Here is a 16,414-nt window from a genome sequence, read left to right as displayed (position 1 = left end):
TCGGGATCGCCGGGTCAGAAGTTCTCGCGGTACCGGCGCAGAATCTTCTCGGTGCGCTGGGTCGAAGCGGCACGCGCCGTCATGTGGTCCAGGACCTCCAGGTGCGCGGAGACCTCCGTACGGGAGTCCAGGTAGAGGGCGCCCGTCAGATACTCGGTGAAAACCATGTCGGGCAGCTCCGGCTCCGCGAAACGGAACAGGGTGAACGGCGCGTACGTCCCGGGGTGCGGCCCGTCGTCGAACTCGGCCACCTGGAGCGTCACCCGGTCCCGGACCGCGAACTCCAGCAGCTTGTCCAGCTGGTCGCGCATCACCCGGCCGTCGATGCTCACCGGCCGCCGCAGCACCGTCTCGTCCATCACCACCCACAGGTGCGGCGGGTTCGCGCGCTCCAGCAGCCGCTGCCGCTCCATCCGCAGGGACACGTGCCGCTCGACCGCGTCGCCGCCCGCGTTCCCGATCGTCCCCGCCTCCAGGACCGCGCGCGCGTAGTCCTCGGTCTGCAGCAGACCGGGTATGAAGTGCGGCTCGTAGGAGCGGACGATCCGCGCGGCGCCCTCCAGGCTCACGTACATGCTGAACCAGTCCGGCAGCACGTCGTGGTACCGCTGCCACCAGCCCGGCTGGTTCGCCTCCTCGGCCAGGGCCACGAACGCCGACACCTCGGCCGCGGGCACCCCGTAGGCCGTCAGCAGGATCTGGACGTACGGTATTTTCAGCGAGACCTCGGCCATCTCCATGCGTCGCACGGTCGCCGGGGCCACCCGGAGGACCTTGGCGGCCTCCTCGCGCTTGAGGCCCGCCGTCTCCCGCAGTTCCTGCAGCCGCCTGCCCAGGACCACCTGGCCCACGGTGGGTGCGGCCCGCCGCTCACTCACGCCACGCCTCCCCAACGCGCCCAAGTCCCAACGCAGTCTGTCATGTTCCCTTGTCAGTCTCACAGGGGCGGTCGTGGATCACCACCATTACCCGTCGGGTAATCGACCGTGCGCGACCGGAGCGCGATCGTGGAGTCACCGGGTTCCGGGCCGGCGCACTCCGGTCCGGAACCCGGCCCCCGCAACCGTGCACCGATCCCGACGGAGGGTGACTCGTCATGTCCACGAACCAGTTGGCCGTCCTCGCCCGCACCGCCGAACCGCGGCTGATGCTGCGCCGCTTCCTTGCCCTCGACGCGGTGGTGACCGGCGCCAACGCGGTCGCCTACCTCGCTTTTCCCGGCCCGCTCGGCCGGTTCCTCGGCGCCGGCTCCGGACTGCTCCTCGCCCTCGGCGCGTTCCTCGCGGTGTACGCCGGGTGCGTTGCCCTGGTCACCGCGCGGTCCCGGCCGCCGACCCTCGCGGTACGGGCCGTCGTCGAGGTCAACCTCGCCTGGGCGGCGGTCAGCCTCGCCGCCCTCGGCCTGTGGCTGACGCCCACCACGGCCGGTGCGGTGTGGACGGTGCTCCAGGCGCTCACCGTCGCCGGGTTCGCGCTGCTCCAGTACGCGGCACTGAGGCAGCGTCAGAAAACCGACGTGTGAAGGTACTTGATCGTCGCCGGGTCGGCCGGGAGCAGCGTCTCGATGGCCAGCTCGGCGACCGTCACGTCCATCGGCGTGTTGAAGGTGGAGATGGACGAGATGAACGACAGGGTCCGGCCCTCGTGCTCGATCTGCATCGGCAGCGCGAAGTACGGCACCGGCTCGGCCGGCTCATCGCCCGCACCGCTCTCCGGCACCGGGTACGCCGCCACCTCCTCGTACAGCGCCCTGAGCGGCTCCGAACGGTGCAGGGCGATCTGCCGCTCCATCTGCTCCAGCAGGTGCCCGCGCCACTCGCGCAGGTTGCGGATGCGCGGCGCCAGGCCCTCCGGGTGCAGGGTCAGCCGCATCGCGTTGACGGGTGACTCCAGCAGGTGCTCGGGGAGCCCGTCCAGCAGCATCAGGATGCCCCGGTTGGCGGCCAGTACCCGGTACGTCGCGTCCACGACCAGCGCGGGGTACGGCTCGTAGCCCCGGATCAGTCGCTCCATGCCCGCGCGCAGGGCGTCCAGCGCCGGGTCGTCCAGCGGGGTCTCCGGGTAGTGCGGGGCGTAACCGGCCGCGAGCAGCAGCGCGTTGCGTTCGCGCACGGGGACGTCCAGGTGCTCGGCGAGCCGCAGCACCATCTCCTCGCTCGGCCGGGAACGCCCCGTCTCGATGAAGCTGATGTGCCGGGCGGAGGAGTCGGCGCGCAGCGCCAGCTCCAGCTGGCTGACCCGCCGCCGCTCCCGCCAGGCCCGCAGCAGCGGACCCACGCCCTGGGCGGTGGGGGCGGTACCGGACATGAGTGCGGTCATACGCCGAACCGTAGCCGACGCTGGGCCCGTACCGGGACCGGCGGGCGCTCCTGACCAGGGCCCGCGGGGTGATCGTGTGGCAGGCTGAAGGGGTGCCGCCGCGAAGGAGAGGAGCGCGACCCATGCCCGTCGAACCGCTGTCGCAGAAGGAGATCGAGGAACGGCTGGCCGAGCTGCCGGGCTGGTCCCTCGACGACGGCCGCCTCACCCGCACCTACCGGCTGGGCTCGCACTTCGCGGCGACCGCGATGGTCGTCCACGTCTCCCAGGTGCAGGAGGAGCTCGACCACCACTCCGACCTGACCCTCGGCTACAACACGGTCTCGCTCGCCGTGCACACGCACAGCGCGGGCGGCGCCGTCACCGAGAAGGACGTGGAGCTCGCCCGCAGGGTGGAGGACCTGGCCGTCGGCCACAGGGCACACTGACGGTGTGCTCGACTACGACAAGGAAGCGGAAGTCTACGATGCCTCCCGCGGCGGCGAGCCCCGCGCCGAGGCCGCCGCACGGGCCGTACTGAGCCTCGTCCCGCCCCGGGCGCGCAGCCTGCTCGACGTCGCCTGCGGCACCGGCATCGTCACCCGTCGGCTCGCGGCCGGCCGGGAGGCCCTCCGGGTGACCGGCGTCGACCTCGCGCACGCCATGGCCCGACGCGCCGCTGGCCGGCTGCCCGGCGCCGTGGTGCTGGCCGACAGCCGCCGGCTGCCCTTCCGGGACGGCGAGTTCGACGCCGTCAGCAGCGTGTGGCTGCTCCACCTGGCGGGCAGCGGCGTGAACGCGCGGGCGATCGTCGGCGAGTGCGCCCGCGTCCTGCGTCCCGGCGGGGTGTACGTGACCACGGTCGACAAGGGCGCCTCGCACAACGTGGGCAGCGACATCGACGCCGTCCTCGCGACCCGCCCGCCGAGCACCGCGCACGACGCGGCGGAGCTCGTCGAGACGCACGCTCGCGCCCACGGCCTGGTCCCCGCCGGGCACGCCCGCTTCACCGGCCACGGCCAGGGCCGCAGCCCGCGCCGCACCATCGCCGACCTCGGGCGCGGCTGGTTCGTCACGCTGCCACCGGGCGACCCGCGCGCGGAGGAGTTCGCGGCCCGCCTCGCGGCGCTGCCCGACCAGGACCGGCCCCGGCCCGACCCGGTGTTCACACTGCGGGCGTTCGTGAAGCCGTAGGAAACCGTGACCGGCGGGCGGCAACCCGGGCGCCCCGGGCGGCGACCAAGAGACGGAATCCATCCGTCCTCCAGGAGGTTCGTCCCGTGAGGCACCCCCACAAGCACCGCAGACGCCGTCCGCTCGTCATCGGCGCGGCCCTCGCCGCCGCAGGGCTGGTCGGCACCGGCCTGACCACGCTCACCACCGACACCGCCGAGGCCGCCACCGCCCGGCAGGTCGAGGCCCTCGACCGGGGCGTGGTCAGCGTCCACACCGGCGACGGCAACCTGGTCAGCTGGCGCTGGCTGGGCACCGACCCCGACGGCGTCTCCTTCAACGTCTACCGGGCCGGCACCAAGGTCAACTCCGCGCCGGTCACCGGCTCCACGACCTTCTTCCACTCCGGCGCCCCCTCCCACGCCGACTACACCGTCCGCGCGGTCGTGAACGGCACGGAACAGGGCGACTCGGTCCATGCGATCCAGTTCCGGGCCGGCTACAAGGACGTGCCGATCTCCCCGCCGGCCGGCGGCACCACCCCCGACGGCGTCTCCTACACCTACGAGGCCAACGACGCCTCCGTCGGCGACCTCGACGGCGACGGGGCCCTCGACCTCGTCCTGAAGTGGCAGCCCACCAACGCCAAGGACAACTCCCAGTCCGGCTACACCGGCAACACGATCGTCGACGGCGTCAAACTCGACGGCACCCGGCTGTGGCGCGTCGACCTGGGCCGCAACATCCGCTCCGGCGCCCACTACACGCAGTTCCAGGTGTACGACTACGACGGCGACGGCAGGGCCGAGGTCGCCATGAAGACCGCCGACGGCACCAGGGACGGCACGGGCGTGGTCATCGGCGACTCATCGGCCGACCACCGCAACTCGTCCGGGTACATCCTCACCGGCCCCGAGTACCTGACCATGTTCGACGGGCGGACCGGCAGGGCCATGGGCACGGTCGACTACGTCCCCGCCCGGGGCAACGTCTCCTCCTGGGGCGACTCCTACGGCAACCGCGTCGACCGCTTTCTGGCCGGCACGGCCTACCTGGACGGCTCCCGCCCCTCCCTGATCATGGCGCGCGGCTACTACACCCGCTCGGTGATCGCCGCCTGGGACTGGCGGGACGGGCGCTTCACCCGCCGCTGGACCTTCGACACCAATTCCTCCACCAACGCGGGCAAGGGCTACGACGGCCAGGGCAACCACCAGCTGTCCGTGGCGGACGTCGACGGCGACGGCAGGGACGAGATCGTGTACGGCGCGATGGCCGTCGACGACAACGGCCACGCCCTGTGGACCACGCGCAACGGCCACGGCGACGCCATGCACGTCGGCGACCTCGACCCGTCCCGCCCCGGCCTGGAGGAGTTCAAGGTCGACGAGGACAGTTCGAAGCCCTCCTCCTGGATGGCCGATGCCCGCACCGGCCAGATCATCTGGGCGACGGGCGCGAGCGGCGACAACGGCCGGGGCGTCTCGGCCGACATCTGGTCCGGCAGCGCGGGCGCGGAGTCCTGGTCGTCGGCCGAGAGCGGCATCCGCAACCCGAAGGGCACGGTCGTGCACAGCCGCAAGCCCTCCAGCGCCAACTTCCTGTCCTGGTGGGACGGCGACCCCGTCCGCGAACTCCTCGACGGCACCCGCGTCGACAAGTACGGCACCTCCGGCGACACCCGCCTCCTCACCGGCTCCGGCGTGGCCTCCAACAACGGCACGAAGGCCACCCCGGTCCTGTCCGGCGACATCCTCGGCGACTGGCGGGAGGAGGTCGTCTGGCGCACGAGCAACAACACCGCCCTGCGCGTCTATTCGACCCCGCACGACACGGACCGCAGGATCACCACCCTCCTCCACGACACCCAGTACCGCACGGCCCTGGCCTGGCAGAACACGGCCTACAACCAGCCTCCGCACCCAAGCTTCTTCATCGGCGCGGGGATGGCGACGGCGCCCAGGCCGACGGTGTACACCCCCTGATCCGCCGCCGCGTCCTCACGCGGCCTCGTCCACCGGCGGGGGCTTCCCGCCGGTGACCACCGTCTTCACCCAGCCCTGCGTCAGCCGCGTCCGGGAGGCGAGCACCGTCACCGGTACGCCCCGCCGGTACGCGGCGCGCAGGGCTGCGTCCCGCCAGTCCCGGTTTCTCTTCTCCGCGGTCCTGCTCGCGACCGTGCGATCCAGCAGCACAGCCAGTCCGAGCAGCAGCAGCCCCGCCGTCCCCTCCCACTTGCGCGCCATACCCAACCCCCTGGTCTCGGCGCCACTCCCTTCCACACAACGGTCGAAGGTGGGCGGCAGGGCCACAAGGGCGTGAAACGGGCGCACTGGTCACGCGGACGGGAGGGCGCGCCGCCGGCACGCGCCCTCCCGGGCTGTCAGGCCTGCTCGCAGGCCTCGCCGCCCATCTCGAACGACGCCGGTGCCGCGTTGGTCCCCGACCAGCTCCCCGTGAAGCCGAAGCTCACCGACGCGCCGGGTGCCACCTTGCCGTTCCAGCCGACGTTCTCGGCCGTCACGGTGGCGCCCGACTGGGAGTACCCCGCGTTCCACATCTGCGTCACCCGCTGGCTGCCGGTGAACGACCAGTCGAGGGACCAGCCGTTCCAGGCGGAGGTGCCCGTGTTGGTGAGCCGCACATCGGCCTGGAAGCCGCCCGCCCACTGGTTGGTGACCGTGTACGCCACCGCGCACGCCCCGGTCGGCTCCGGGTCCGGCCCTGGGCCGGGGCCGGTACCGGCGGTGTCGCCGTAGACGATCCCGCGCCCGTTGGTCGCCACGTACACTCGCCCGTAGACGCGCGGGTCGCCAGTGATGGCCGCGCCGGTCCAGCCCCACTGGTGGGCGTCGTCGTTGACGCGGGTCCAGGTGGCGCCCTGGTCGGTGGAGCGGAAGATGCCGCGCACCCCGGCTATCTCGGCGCTGGTGTAGAGGGTTTGGTACGAGGCGCCCGGCGCAGCCTTGCCGAAGCCGATGGTGTCGGCCTCGTCGACGTTCGGCAGCTTGGTGAAGCTCGCGCCGCCGTCCGTCGAGTGCCACAGCCCGTACGGGCCGTCCGCAGTCCCGCCTGCCAGCCAGATGTCCCCCTCCCCGCCCGGCAGCGCCTTGAAGCGGACGCTGTCCCCGGCGGGCAGGCCGGTGGCCGCCGACGCGGTGAAGGTCGCGCCGCCGTCCGTGCTGACGTAGAACTTCCCGGACTTGAAGCCGTAGAAGGTGTGCGGGTCGACCCGGTCGGACTCGACGACTGCGCCGGCCGGGATGCCGCTCGACGGCTGCCAGGACGTGCCGAAGCCCGTCGTGTGGTGTACTCCGGCGCCCTGCGGGCTCCACACGAAGCGGCTGCCGTCCGCGCCGGCGGCCACGGTGCCCCCGCCACTCACGCCCGCAGGGTCGGTCCCGCCGAACCAGGTGGCGCCGTTGTCCGTGGAGAAGGCGATGTGCGGGCCCGCGTCCAGGTTCCCGGCCCGCACGACGACATCCGGGTCGGTCTCCGCGAAGTCCAGACTCGTGGTGGAGGTGAAGTTGGGGGAGGTGAACATCATCGACGGCACCTCGGTCAGGCTCGTGTGCCGGAAGCCGCCGATGTCACCGAGCGCGCTGAGCAGTGGGGCACCCGACGGGGGAGCGGCCAGGTCGTTCACCGCCGTCTCCTCCAGCCCGCGGACCATGGGCTCGATGGCGAACTCGCCGCCCTCGTCGTCCCAGTTCGTGAGGTTCTCCGTGCCGTAGATGGTCGCCCCGGTCCCGTACATCATCCGGTCCGAGTCGAACGGGTCGATCTCCAGCGCCTCCGTCATCCAGCCCAGCTTCGGCGTCTGCTCGGGCGGGCTGGGATTCGCGCCCCAGGTCAGCCACGGGGACGAGGAGACGTCCATGGTGTAGCGGTTCTCGCGGGTCGGGTACGACGTGTACTCCCACGCCTGCGTCCACGTCGCGCCGCTGTCCGTGGAGCGGTAGATCTGCGTGTCCGGCCACCAGGAGCTGTACGCCGTCGCCATCACCGTGCCGGGGTTCTGCCGGTCGACGGTCAGTCCGCTGAAGCCGAAGTAGGTGTCGGCCTCGGCGACCGGGCTGATGTCCGTCCAGGTGCCCGTCACCGTCGCGTACCGGTAGAGCCGGCCCTTGCCGCCGTCGTACGGGCCGCCCGTGTCGCTGTAGGCCAGGTACAGGTAGCCGTTCTCGGCGTCCAGGACGCCCTTGTGGGCGAGGTAGCCGGTCGGCTGCCCGGCGACCCGCTCCCAGGTCGCGCCCGCGTCGGTCGAGCGGTAGACGGCGTTCTCCTTGTCGGCGACCCCCACGTAGACCGTCTTCGTGGGGGTGCCCGCCGTACCCGTGGACTCGTCGAAGGTGACCCAGACGACGCCCTGGTTGTCGGAGGCGTAACCGCTGGCGTCGGTCGGGTCCTGTACGTAGTCGCCCGGGTTGGGGAAGGCCGTCACCTCGGACCAGGTGACGCCCGCGTCCGTCGAGCGCCACAGGCCGTTGCCGCTGGGCGCGCCCAGGTACAGCACGTCGTTGTCGTGCGGGTCGACGGCCAGGCGCTCGCCCATGCCGCGGCCCGGCATGTTGCCGCCCAGCTTGAACGGCAGGTCGGCCTTCTCCCACGTCGCGCCCCGGTCGGCGGAGCGCAGCACCGCGCCGTTGCCCGGGTCCCAGTCGTTGGTGTACGTGCCGACCGCCGCGTACACCCGGTCGGGGTCTACGGAGTCGGAGGCGACGCTGACCACACCCGTGTGGCCCCAGTCGTCCCAGCCGACGTGGTCGAGGAGGGGAGTCCAGCTCTTCGTTCCCTCCTCCCAGCGGTAGGCGCCGCCGATGTCGGTGCGGGCGTAGGCCAGGTCCTTCTCGGAGCGGTTGAAGACGATGCCGGGGACGAAGCCGCCCCCGTCGACGCGGGCGTTCTTCCAGGTGTAGGAGTCGGCGGCCACGGCGGCCGCCGCCGGTGCCCCGGCGGCCAGCGCGGCGGGCGGCCCGCCCGTGAGGAGGCCGGCCGCCAGGGCCAGCAGGACTGTGAGGATCCGGGTTCTTCGCACGGTGGCGAACCGTCCTTCCGTCAGGAACAGAACACATGCGAGGCCGGGCGGCCCTCGGCGTGGACGAGAGCCGCCCGGCAGGTGGCCCCGCCGTCCGGTGGCGGAACCTTGCACACGGAGCCGTCAAGCGCCCCGACGGGGCGCGGGGAGCTGCGCGACCAGCCACGCACGGCCCGCAGCCGAGCATCCCGCGCGACCCGCGGAGCGCTTCGCGGGGGCTATTCGAGAAGCTCCGCGTACGAACCCATGGCGAGGGCGATGTCCGCCTGCGCCCAGAACCGGTGGTACGTGAACGTGGGTGCGGCGCCGCCCGCTAGGTAGCTCTCGATCTGCGACCAGGCCGGGTCGTCCTGGTAGAAGGAGCGGATCGAGGAGAACGTCGACGACGCGTCGATCGTGTCGCCGTTCGGCATGGTCCCGGTCCAGCCTTCCGGCACGTACACCGGGTCGTCGAAGCGGTTGTAGTCGGCGCGGGTCTCCGGGACGGCGATGCCCAGCGCGGTCTGGTTGTTGCCCCACATGCCGTCCAGCAGCGCCTTGGCCGTCGACGCCGCCTCCGAGTCGCCCGAGCGGTCGGCGTAGTACGTCAGGGTCTTGGCGTACGCCGCCGCCACACCGACGTCGTTCGTGTAGTCCGCGACGGAGACGTGCAGGCCGGCGTTGGCACCGGGGGAGGACGCGTTCCAGGTGTCCGGCTGCCCCGACCACTTCAGCGTCGACGGGATCAGGAAGGTGCCGTCCGGGTTGACCGTCGTCTCCGACAGCGCCCAGTCGACCCACTTGTCCAGGACTTCCTTGGCCCGCGCGTCGCCGCTCTGCTGGTAGTACTCGGCGACCCGCTCCATGGACCACGCCTGGAAGCCGAACCACTGGTTGGACGGCGGGTCGTGGTACACCGGCTTCTCGTCGTAGTACATGCCGTAGAAGGTCGGCGTACCGGCCGGCGGGGTCGCGTACCGTCCCGCCCAGCTGTTGGTCGCGCCGCCCGCGATGGCGCCCTCGTCGGACTGGAGCCAACGGTAGAACTCGATCTGCCGGTCCAGGGACTCGGCCCAGTCCGCCGCGCCCGTCGCCGACTTCGGCTTCAGGTCGTCGTACGTGCTCAGCGCGTACGCCGCCAGCGGGTTCTGGTAGCCGCCGTGGGTGTGGCTGGAGCCGATGCGCCAGGCCCAGCCCGCCGAGGTGTCCACGGCGCCGCCCCACGCGTAGTACCAGGACAGCAGGTAGTGCGAGGAGTCCTTGCCGGTGCCCGCCGGGCAGCTCGACGGCCCCACGCAGTTACCGACCTTCTTGAAGTACTTGTCGTACATGGCGTAGCGCAGGTAGTCGCCCATCTTGGCGGCCTTGTCCAGGGTGCCGGCGATCTCCTCGCCCTTGCCCTGCTCCTCGGCCCAGACGTCCGCCCAGTACGCAGCCTGCACTGCCCGCGCGTCGGCGTCCGGGGCGTTGGTGAACTTCCACTGCTTCGCGTAGGAGGCGTCACCCGTGAACAGGTCCAGGTAGCCGTTGGGGCCGCCGTACTTGAAGGCGTCGCAGGTCGGCTGCGGCACCGTCTCCCACACCGACTCCTGCGCGCCGCGCTGGAAGGTGTTGATGTAGGAGGGGCCGGTGTCCGACGGGCCCGCCTCGCAGTTGCCGGGCGAGTTGCCGTAGCCGTAGGTGTTGTCGACGTCCTGGAGCCAGTGCATGCCGTAGACGTCGTCCGTGCCGTACGCCGACCTCAGCTCGCCGGCGATCGGGTCCGGACCGACCGACACCGTGCCGTCCAGCGGCGCCGGGTACTCGTTCGGCGTGTCCAGCTCGGGGGCGTAGGTCGCCGGCTCGGACGCGTTGTAGGACGAGTTGGTCGGCTGGTCGGCGTGTGTGGGGATCATGTAGGTCTCCATGATCTCCCAGGCGTTGTTGAACCGGTCCCAGTCGCCGGTCACCTTGCCGTACATGGCCTGGAGCCACAGAAGGTAGCTGTACGCCTCAGACGTGGTCTCGTGCCCGTGGTCCGGCGCCTCCACGATCAGCGTCTCGACCGAGTGGTACGGGATGCCCTCCGGGGAGAAGTAGCCGTTCGCCGGGTCGGTGATCTTCCCGTACAGCTCCAGGAAGCGGGCGTCGTAGTCCTTGGCGGCGGCCAGCTGGGTCACGGTGACCGTGGCCTTGCCGTGGCCGGGGGCCGTCGACTCGAAGACCGCCGAGCCGGTGCCGGAGGCGTCGGCCGCGACGGTCACCTCCTGGGCGGTGTCCCAGTTCGCCGGGGTGAAGGTGAGGCTCGCCCCGGCGGAGACCGACAGGCCGGTGTTGCCGCTCGCGCGGGCAGTTGTCACGGTGACGTTCGCGGTCGGCTGCTTCGACAGCTTGACCTCGTAGCTTCCCGACTCGCCCTGCTGGATGCCCAGTTGCCCGGGTGTGGCGACCACGGTCGGTCCCGAGGCGACCGTGATGCCGACCGGCGTCGAGGCCGCGGAGGCGCCCATGCTGTCGTACGCCTTCGCCACCAGGGAATGACTGCCCACGGTCAAGCCAGAGGTGGAGTACGTGTAGGGCGCGCTGGTGTCGGTGCCCAGCAGCGTGGTGTCGTCGTAGAACTCCACCTTGCTGATGGTGGCGTCGTCGGCCGCGGCGGCCGTGGCGGCCAGTGGAACGGCCTCGCCCTGCGAGTAGACCGATCCCGGCTCCGGGCTGGTCAGCACGGTGATCGGGGGCTGGTGCGCGCCGGCGCAGGTGGTGCCGTTGACGGTGAAGCTCGTCGGCGCGGTGTTGGTGCCGCTGTAGGTGAACTGCCCGCCGGTGGTGACGGCGGCGCCGGCCGCGACGCGGGCGTTGTACGCGGCGTTTCTGACGGTGACGGTCTTCCCGGACTGGCTCCAGGTGCCGTTCCAGCCGTTGGTCAGCTTCTGGTTGCCCGCGTAGTCGTACGTCAGCGTCCAGCCGTCGATGGCGTCGGCGCCGCGGTTGGTGAGCGTCAGCTCGGCGGTGAAGCCGGAGCCCCAGTCGTTGGTCCTGTAGTCCACGCTGCACTGAAGTGCGGCCGCCTGGGCGGGAGTCGAACCGGTGCCCAGCATGGTGAGGGGTAAGGCGACGGCCGCCAGGGCGGCCGTCCACAGCCGCCGCGCGGTGCGGCGTCTGGGTCTGTGTGCGGGGTGCATGGTGCCGGTTCCTCCTTGCGGCTCGGGGAGTGTGGGGCGGAGCAACAAGCCTTGAACCAGTGGGAGCGCTCCCATAGTGAGGAGGGGGGTCGGTGCGGTCAAGATGTGTGGAGAGTCGAAAAGATTCGACACGCACCGCCGAGAGAAAATCGGTAACTCCTCTGTTCTTTACCGTCACTTGGCGCTACCTTCATCGGCACCAGTGGGAGCGGTTCCATCAGTCGAAGTGTCCGTCGCGGCGCTTCCGAACTGCGAGGAGTCGCTCATGCGCCACCCCCCGCACCACCTTTCGCGTTCAGGACTTGGAGCCGTGGCAGCGGCACGTCCGACGCCTCACCGGCCGGCGCGCCGGCTCGCACACGCACACCCCCCGGGCCGCTCCACCGTGCCCGTGGGCCGTTCCTGAGTTCCGTCCGCGACGGCACCCCCATGCCGTGCGGAGGCGGACCGCGCCCAGTGCGCGCGGTCCCGGACGAACAGCACGCACCTCTGACCACAGCACGCGCACCCCACGAAAGAAGGAACCCGCACTCATGACCCGCAGCAGAACCGCGATGCTCGCCGCCTTGGCGCTGGTCGCCGGGGCATCCGGCACGGCCTTCGCCGCGCAGTCCGCCGGCGCCGGCGCGGCGGCCGTCCCCTGTACCGTCGACTACCAGGTGCAGAACGACTGGGGGAGCGGCTTCACCGCCGCCGTGACCGTCACCAACAACGGTGCCGCCACCTCCGGCTGGTCCCTGGGCTGGACGTTCGCCGGCAGCCAGAAGGTCACCAGCGGCTGGAACGCGAAACTCAGCCAGAGCGGCGCCGCCGTCACCGCGACCAACGAGTCCTACAACGGCACCCTCTCCACGGGCGGTTCGGCGAGCTTCGGCTTCCAGGGCACCTACAGCGGCAGCAACGCCGTCCCCGCCACCTTCACCCTGAACGGCGTGACCTGCAACGTCGACGACGGCGGTTCGACCGACCCCGACCCGACCGACCCGCCGGACCCGACCGATCCGCCGGAGCAGGGCGAGCGGGTGGACAACCCGTACGACGGAGCCAAGGTCTACGTGAACCCCGAGTGGAGCGCCAAGGCGGCGGCCGAGCCCGGCGGCGACCGCATCGCCGACCAGCCCACCGGCGTGTGGCTCGACCGGATCGCCGCCATCGAGGGGGTCAACGGCGGCATGGGGCTGCGCGACCACCTCGACGAGGCGCTGACACAGAAGGGATCCGGGGAACTCGCCGTCCAGCTCGTCATCTACAACCTGCCCGGACGCGACTGCGCCGCCCTCGCCTCCAACGGCGAGCTGGGCCCGACGGAGATCGACCGGTACAAGACCGAGTACATCGACCCGATCGCCGAGATCCTCGCCGACCCCAAGTACGCGGACCTCCGGATCGTCACCACGGTCGAGATCGACTCGCTGCCCAACCTGGTCACCAACGTCTCCGGGCGGCCGACCGCCACGGAGAACTGCGACATCATGAAGGCCAACGGCAACTACCAGAAGGGCGTCGGATACGCCCTGAACAAGCTCGGCGACGTCGGCAACGTCTACAACTACGTCGACGCCGGCCACCACGGCTGGCTCGGCTGGGACAGCAACTTCGGTCCCTCCGCCGAGATGTTCGAGACCGCCGCCACCACCGAGGGCGCGACCGTCGACGACGTGCACGGCTTCATCGTCAACACCGCCAACTACAGCGCCTTGAAAGAGGAGCACTTCAAGATCACGGACTCGGTGAACGGAACCTCCGTGCGCCAGTCCGACTGGGTCGACTGGAACCAGTACACCGACGAGCTGTCCTACGCCCAGGCCATGCGCGACAAGCTGGTCTCGCTCGGCTTCGACCAGAACCTCGGCATGCTGATCGACACCTCCCGCAACGGCTGGGGCGGCGAAGCGCGGCCCACCGGACCGGGCGCGACGACCGACGTGAACACCTACGTGGACGGCGGGCGCTACGACCGCCGCATCCACCTCGGCAACTGGTGCAACCAGTCCGGAGCCGGCCTCGGCGAGCGTCCGCAGGCCAGCCCCGCCGCCGGCATCGACGCGTACGTGTGGATGAAGCCCCCGGGCGAGTCCGACGGCGCGAGCGAGGAGATCCCGAACGACGAGGGCAAGGGATTCGACCGGATGTGCGACCCCACCTACGAGGGCAACGCGCGCAACGGCAACAGCCCCTCCGGTGCGCTGCCCGACGCACCGATCTCCGGCCACTGGTTCTCCGCGCAGTTCCAGGAGCTGATGAAGAACGCCTACCCGCCGCTGTCCTGAGCGGACTCCGGCGTAGGTGACGCCGTCGGGGTCCGGCCTCCCCGGCCGGGCTCCGACGGCACTTTTTGCGGTCACGGCAACTTCGTTTGCCTCCGTGCGGTGCGTCGTCGCACCCTGGCGGCACCGCGAACGGGAGGCTGACCACCATGGCGCACGACCACCACGACCACCACGACACCCACCACCGGCACGACACCGGACACGGACACGGACACGACCACAGCGACATGGACTGGGCCGAGATGGCCCCACTGCTCCAGGCCCAGGCGGAGCTGTACACACCGCTGTACCGGCAGGCCATGACCTGGCTGGCGCAGGAGGTGACCGAGCCCGGCCTGGTCGTCGACGTCGGCAGCGGACCCGGCGTCGTCTCCTGCCTGTTCGCCGACACCTTCCCCGGCGCCCGCGTCGTCGCCGTCGACGGGGCCGCACCCCTGCTGGAGCGGGCCCGCGACCGCGCCGCCCGGCAGGGCGCCGCCGACCGCTTCGGCACCCTCGCCGGCGACCTGCCCGGCGTGCTGGACGAGCTCGACTACCCGGCCGACCTGATGTGGGCGAGCCAGAGCCTGCACCACCTCGGCGACCAGCGCGCGGCCGTGGCCGCACTCGCCGGGCACCTCGCACCGGGCGGCACGCTGGCCGTTCTGGAGGGCGGTCTGCCCGCCCGGTTCCTGCCCCGCGACATCGGCATCGGGCGTCCCGGGCTGCAGGCCAGGATGCACGCGGTGGAGGAGGACGCGTTCGCCGAGATGCGCGCGAACACGCCCGGCTCCATGGCCGAGACGGAGGACTGGCCGGCGATGCTGACCGCGGCGGGCCTGAAGCACACCGGCACCCGCAGCTTCCTGCTGGACCTGCCGGCGCCCCTGACGGACGAGGCCCGCGCCTACGTCACCACCTCCCTGTCCCGGCTGCGCGACCGGATCGGCGACGGCCTCGACGCCACCGACCGGGCCACCCTCGACCGGCTGCTCGACCCCGCCGACGAGGCGGGCGCGCACCGGCGGCAGGACGTGTTCGTGCTGGTCGCGCACACGGTCTACACGGCGGTCCGTCCGGCCTGACCCGGAACCTTGACTTGGGGAGCGCTCCAAGTGGGTTCGCCACCCACGACTCGGTCGCCGAGGGCGACCCGGCCGGGTGGACCGAGATGGTGCTGACCAACGTGCTGGGTCCGGCCCTGCTGATCAGGGCGTCGTTCGACGCCCTCGAGGAGACGCGGGGGCGGATCGCGCTGGTCGGCAGCGTGGCCGGCTTCGTGCCCACACCCGGCAACATCTACGGGGCCACCAAGTGGGCGGTGACGGGGCTGGCCGAGAACACCCGGCGCGAGGTCATCCGGTGGGGTGTCGGCGTGACGCTGATCGCGCCCGGCCGGGTGGAGACGCCGTTCCGGGACGCCTACGGCAGCCTGCCGGACGGCGAACTGTTGACCGCCGACCAGATCGCCGACCCGATCGTCTGGGCCATGACCCAGCCCGCCGGAGTCGACGTCAACACCGTGGTCGTACGCCCGTTGGGACAGCCCGACTGAGGCACGCGAGGGGGCCCGGTCGCAGCGACCGGGCCCTCGCGGGCTTCGTCTCACTCGCCGTGGAACTCCGCCGGGTCCGGGCCGGTGCGCCGGTCCTCGTTGAGCGCGCTGATCGCCGCGAGATCCTCGGTGTCCAGGCTGAAGTCGAACACCTCGATGTTCTCCTTGATCCGCGACGGCGTCACGGACTTCGGAATCACCACGTTGCCGACCTGGAGGTGCCAGCGCAGCACGACCTGGGCCGGGGTGCGGCCGTGCTTCTGGGCGATCGCCACGATCGCCGGGATCTCGAGGATGCCCTTGCCGGAGCCGAGCGGGGACCACGCCTCGGTGGCGATGCCGTGTTCCGCGTGGTATTCGCGGGCGGCGTGCTGCTGGAGGTGCGGGTGCAGCTCGATCTGGTTGACGGCCGGGATGACCGACGTCTCGCCGATCAGCCGCTCCAGGTGCTCGGGCAGGAAGTTGGAGACGCCGATGGCCCGGATGCGGCCGTCGGCGTGCAGCTTCTCGAACGCCTTGTACGTGTCGACGTAGCGCTCCTTGGCCGGCATCGGCCAGTGGATCAGGTACAGGTCGACGTACTCCAGGCCCAGCTTCGTCAGCGACGTGTCAAAGGCGCGGAGGGTGGAGTCGTACCCCTGGTCCCTGTTCCAGAGCTTGGTGGTGACGAACAGATCCTCGCGGGGCACACCGGAGGCGGCGATCGCCCGGCCGGTGCCCTCTTCGTTGCCGTAGATCGCCGCTGTGTCGATGCTGCGGTACCCGGCCTCCAGTGCCTGGGCGACGGCCGTCTGCGCCTCGTCGTCCGGCACCTGCCAGACGCCGAAGCCCAGCTGGGGCATCTCGACGCCGTTGTTCAGGATGATCGGGGGGACCTTGCTGCTCACGAGCTCTTGATCCTTCGGTAGTGGTCAGTCGGTACTCACATGGTCAACGATCACGGGCCGTGACGCATTCCTGA

Annotated in this window: 12 protein-coding genes and 1 pseudogene; 7 read left to right on the top strand and 6 right to left on the bottom strand. The window is 71.2% G+C overall.

The features are described from left to right. Positions 1-14: 14 nt before the first annotated feature. Positions 15-878 (bottom strand): Sco1979 family transcriptional regulator, encoded by an 864-nt coding sequence (locus IE142_RS10970; protein ID WP_191885558.1) that lies wholly within the window; start codon positions 876-878, stop codon positions 15-17. Positions 879-1,096: 218 nt separating this feature from the next. Between IE142_RS10970 and IE142_RS10965 the strand changes: the two genes are divergently transcribed. Next, positions 1,097-1,522, top strand: coding sequence for a hypothetical protein (locus tag IE142_RS10965; protein WP_191885557.1), 426 nt, complete (start codon positions 1,097-1,099; stop codon positions 1,520-1,522). Here the strand turns inward: IE142_RS10965 and IE142_RS10960 are convergent. Continuing rightward, positions 1,504-2,319, bottom strand: a complete 816-nt coding sequence (locus tag IE142_RS10960; RefSeq protein WP_191885556.1) for a helix-turn-helix domain-containing protein — start codon at positions 2,317-2,319, stop codon at positions 1,504-1,506. The two genes, IE142_RS10965 and IE142_RS10960, sit on opposite strands and share 19 nt — an antisense overlap. A gap of 122 nt (positions 2,320-2,441) precedes the next feature. Here IE142_RS10960 and IE142_RS10955 point away from each other — a divergent pair, with 122 nt between their 5' ends. The 3 genes from IE142_RS10955 (at position 2,442) to IE142_RS10945 (ending at position 5,456) form a co-directional block, all read left to right on the top strand. Continuing rightward, positions 2,442-2,747 (top strand): 4a-hydroxytetrahydrobiopterin dehydratase, encoded by a 306-nt coding sequence (locus tag IE142_RS10955; protein ID WP_191885555.1) that lies wholly within the window; start codon positions 2,442-2,444, stop codon positions 2,745-2,747. A gap of 4 nt (positions 2,748-2,751) precedes the next feature. Beyond that, on the top strand, positions 2,752-3,492 hold the full coding sequence (locus IE142_RS10950; protein ID WP_191885554.1) for a class I SAM-dependent methyltransferase: 741 nt from the start codon (positions 2,752-2,754) through the stop codon (positions 3,490-3,492). 86 nt (positions 3,493-3,578) lie between these two features. Then, complete coding sequence (locus IE142_RS10945; protein WP_191885553.1) at positions 3,579-5,456, top strand: rhamnogalacturonan lyase; 1,878 nt, start codon at positions 3,579-3,581, stop codon at positions 5,454-5,456. Positions 5,457-5,471: 15 nt separating this feature from the next. On the opposite strand, the gene IE142_RS10940 is transcribed toward IE142_RS10945, so the two are convergent. The 3 genes from IE142_RS10940 to IE142_RS10930 all read right to left on the bottom strand — a co-directional run bounded on the left by IE142_RS10940 (position 5,472) and on the right by IE142_RS10930 (position 11,649). Further along, positions 5,472-5,717: a hypothetical protein gene (locus IE142_RS10940; RefSeq protein ID WP_043377833.1), complete on the bottom strand. Its 246-nt coding sequence runs from the start codon at positions 5,715-5,717 to the stop codon at positions 5,472-5,474. A 137-nt stretch (positions 5,718-5,854) separates the two neighbouring features. Next, positions 5,855-8,509 (bottom strand): cellulose binding domain-containing protein, encoded by a 2,655-nt coding sequence (locus IE142_RS10935; protein ID WP_191885552.1) that lies wholly within the window; start codon positions 8,507-8,509, stop codon positions 5,855-5,857. A 218-nt stretch (positions 8,510-8,727) separates the two neighbouring features. Further along, positions 8,728-11,649, bottom strand: a complete 2,922-nt coding sequence (locus IE142_RS10930) for a glycoside hydrolase family 48 protein (protein ID WP_191885551.1) — start codon at positions 11,647-11,649, stop codon at positions 8,728-8,730. A 533-nt stretch (positions 11,650-12,182) separates the two neighbouring features. Between IE142_RS10930 and IE142_RS10925 the strand changes: the two genes are divergently transcribed. The 3 genes and pseudogenes from IE142_RS10925 to IE142_RS10915 all read left to right on the top strand — a co-directional run. Further along, positions 12,183-13,919 carry a glycoside hydrolase family 6 protein gene (locus tag IE142_RS10925; protein ID WP_191885550.1) on the top strand — a complete coding sequence of 579 codons (1,737 nt, stop codon included), beginning with the start codon at positions 12,183-12,185 and terminating at the stop codon, positions 13,917-13,919. A gap of 146 nt (positions 13,920-14,065) precedes the next feature. Continuing rightward, positions 14,066-14,983 carry a class I SAM-dependent methyltransferase gene (locus IE142_RS10920; RefSeq protein WP_191885549.1) on the top strand — a complete coding sequence of 306 codons (918 nt, stop codon included), beginning with the start codon at positions 14,066-14,068 and terminating at the stop codon, positions 14,981-14,983. Between the two features lie 23 nt (positions 14,984-15,006). Continuing rightward, positions 15,007-15,453, top strand: a pseudogene (locus IE142_RS10915) (SDR family oxidoreductase); the annotation flags it as partial. A gap of 50 nt (positions 15,454-15,503) precedes the next feature. Here IE142_RS10915 and IE142_RS10910 read toward each other — a convergent pair. Then, positions 15,504-16,340, bottom strand: a complete 837-nt coding sequence (locus tag IE142_RS10910) for an aldo/keto reductase (RefSeq protein ID WP_191885548.1) — start codon at positions 16,338-16,340, stop codon at positions 15,504-15,506. Positions 16,341-16,414: the final 74 nt, after the last annotated feature.

The organism is Streptomyces mutabilis, assembly GCF_014649815.1.
Taxonomy (GTDB): domain Bacteria; phylum Actinomycetota; class Actinomycetes; order Streptomycetales; family Streptomycetaceae; genus Streptomyces; species Streptomyces mutabilis.
This window is presented reverse-complemented; position numbering and strand designations above follow the sequence as displayed.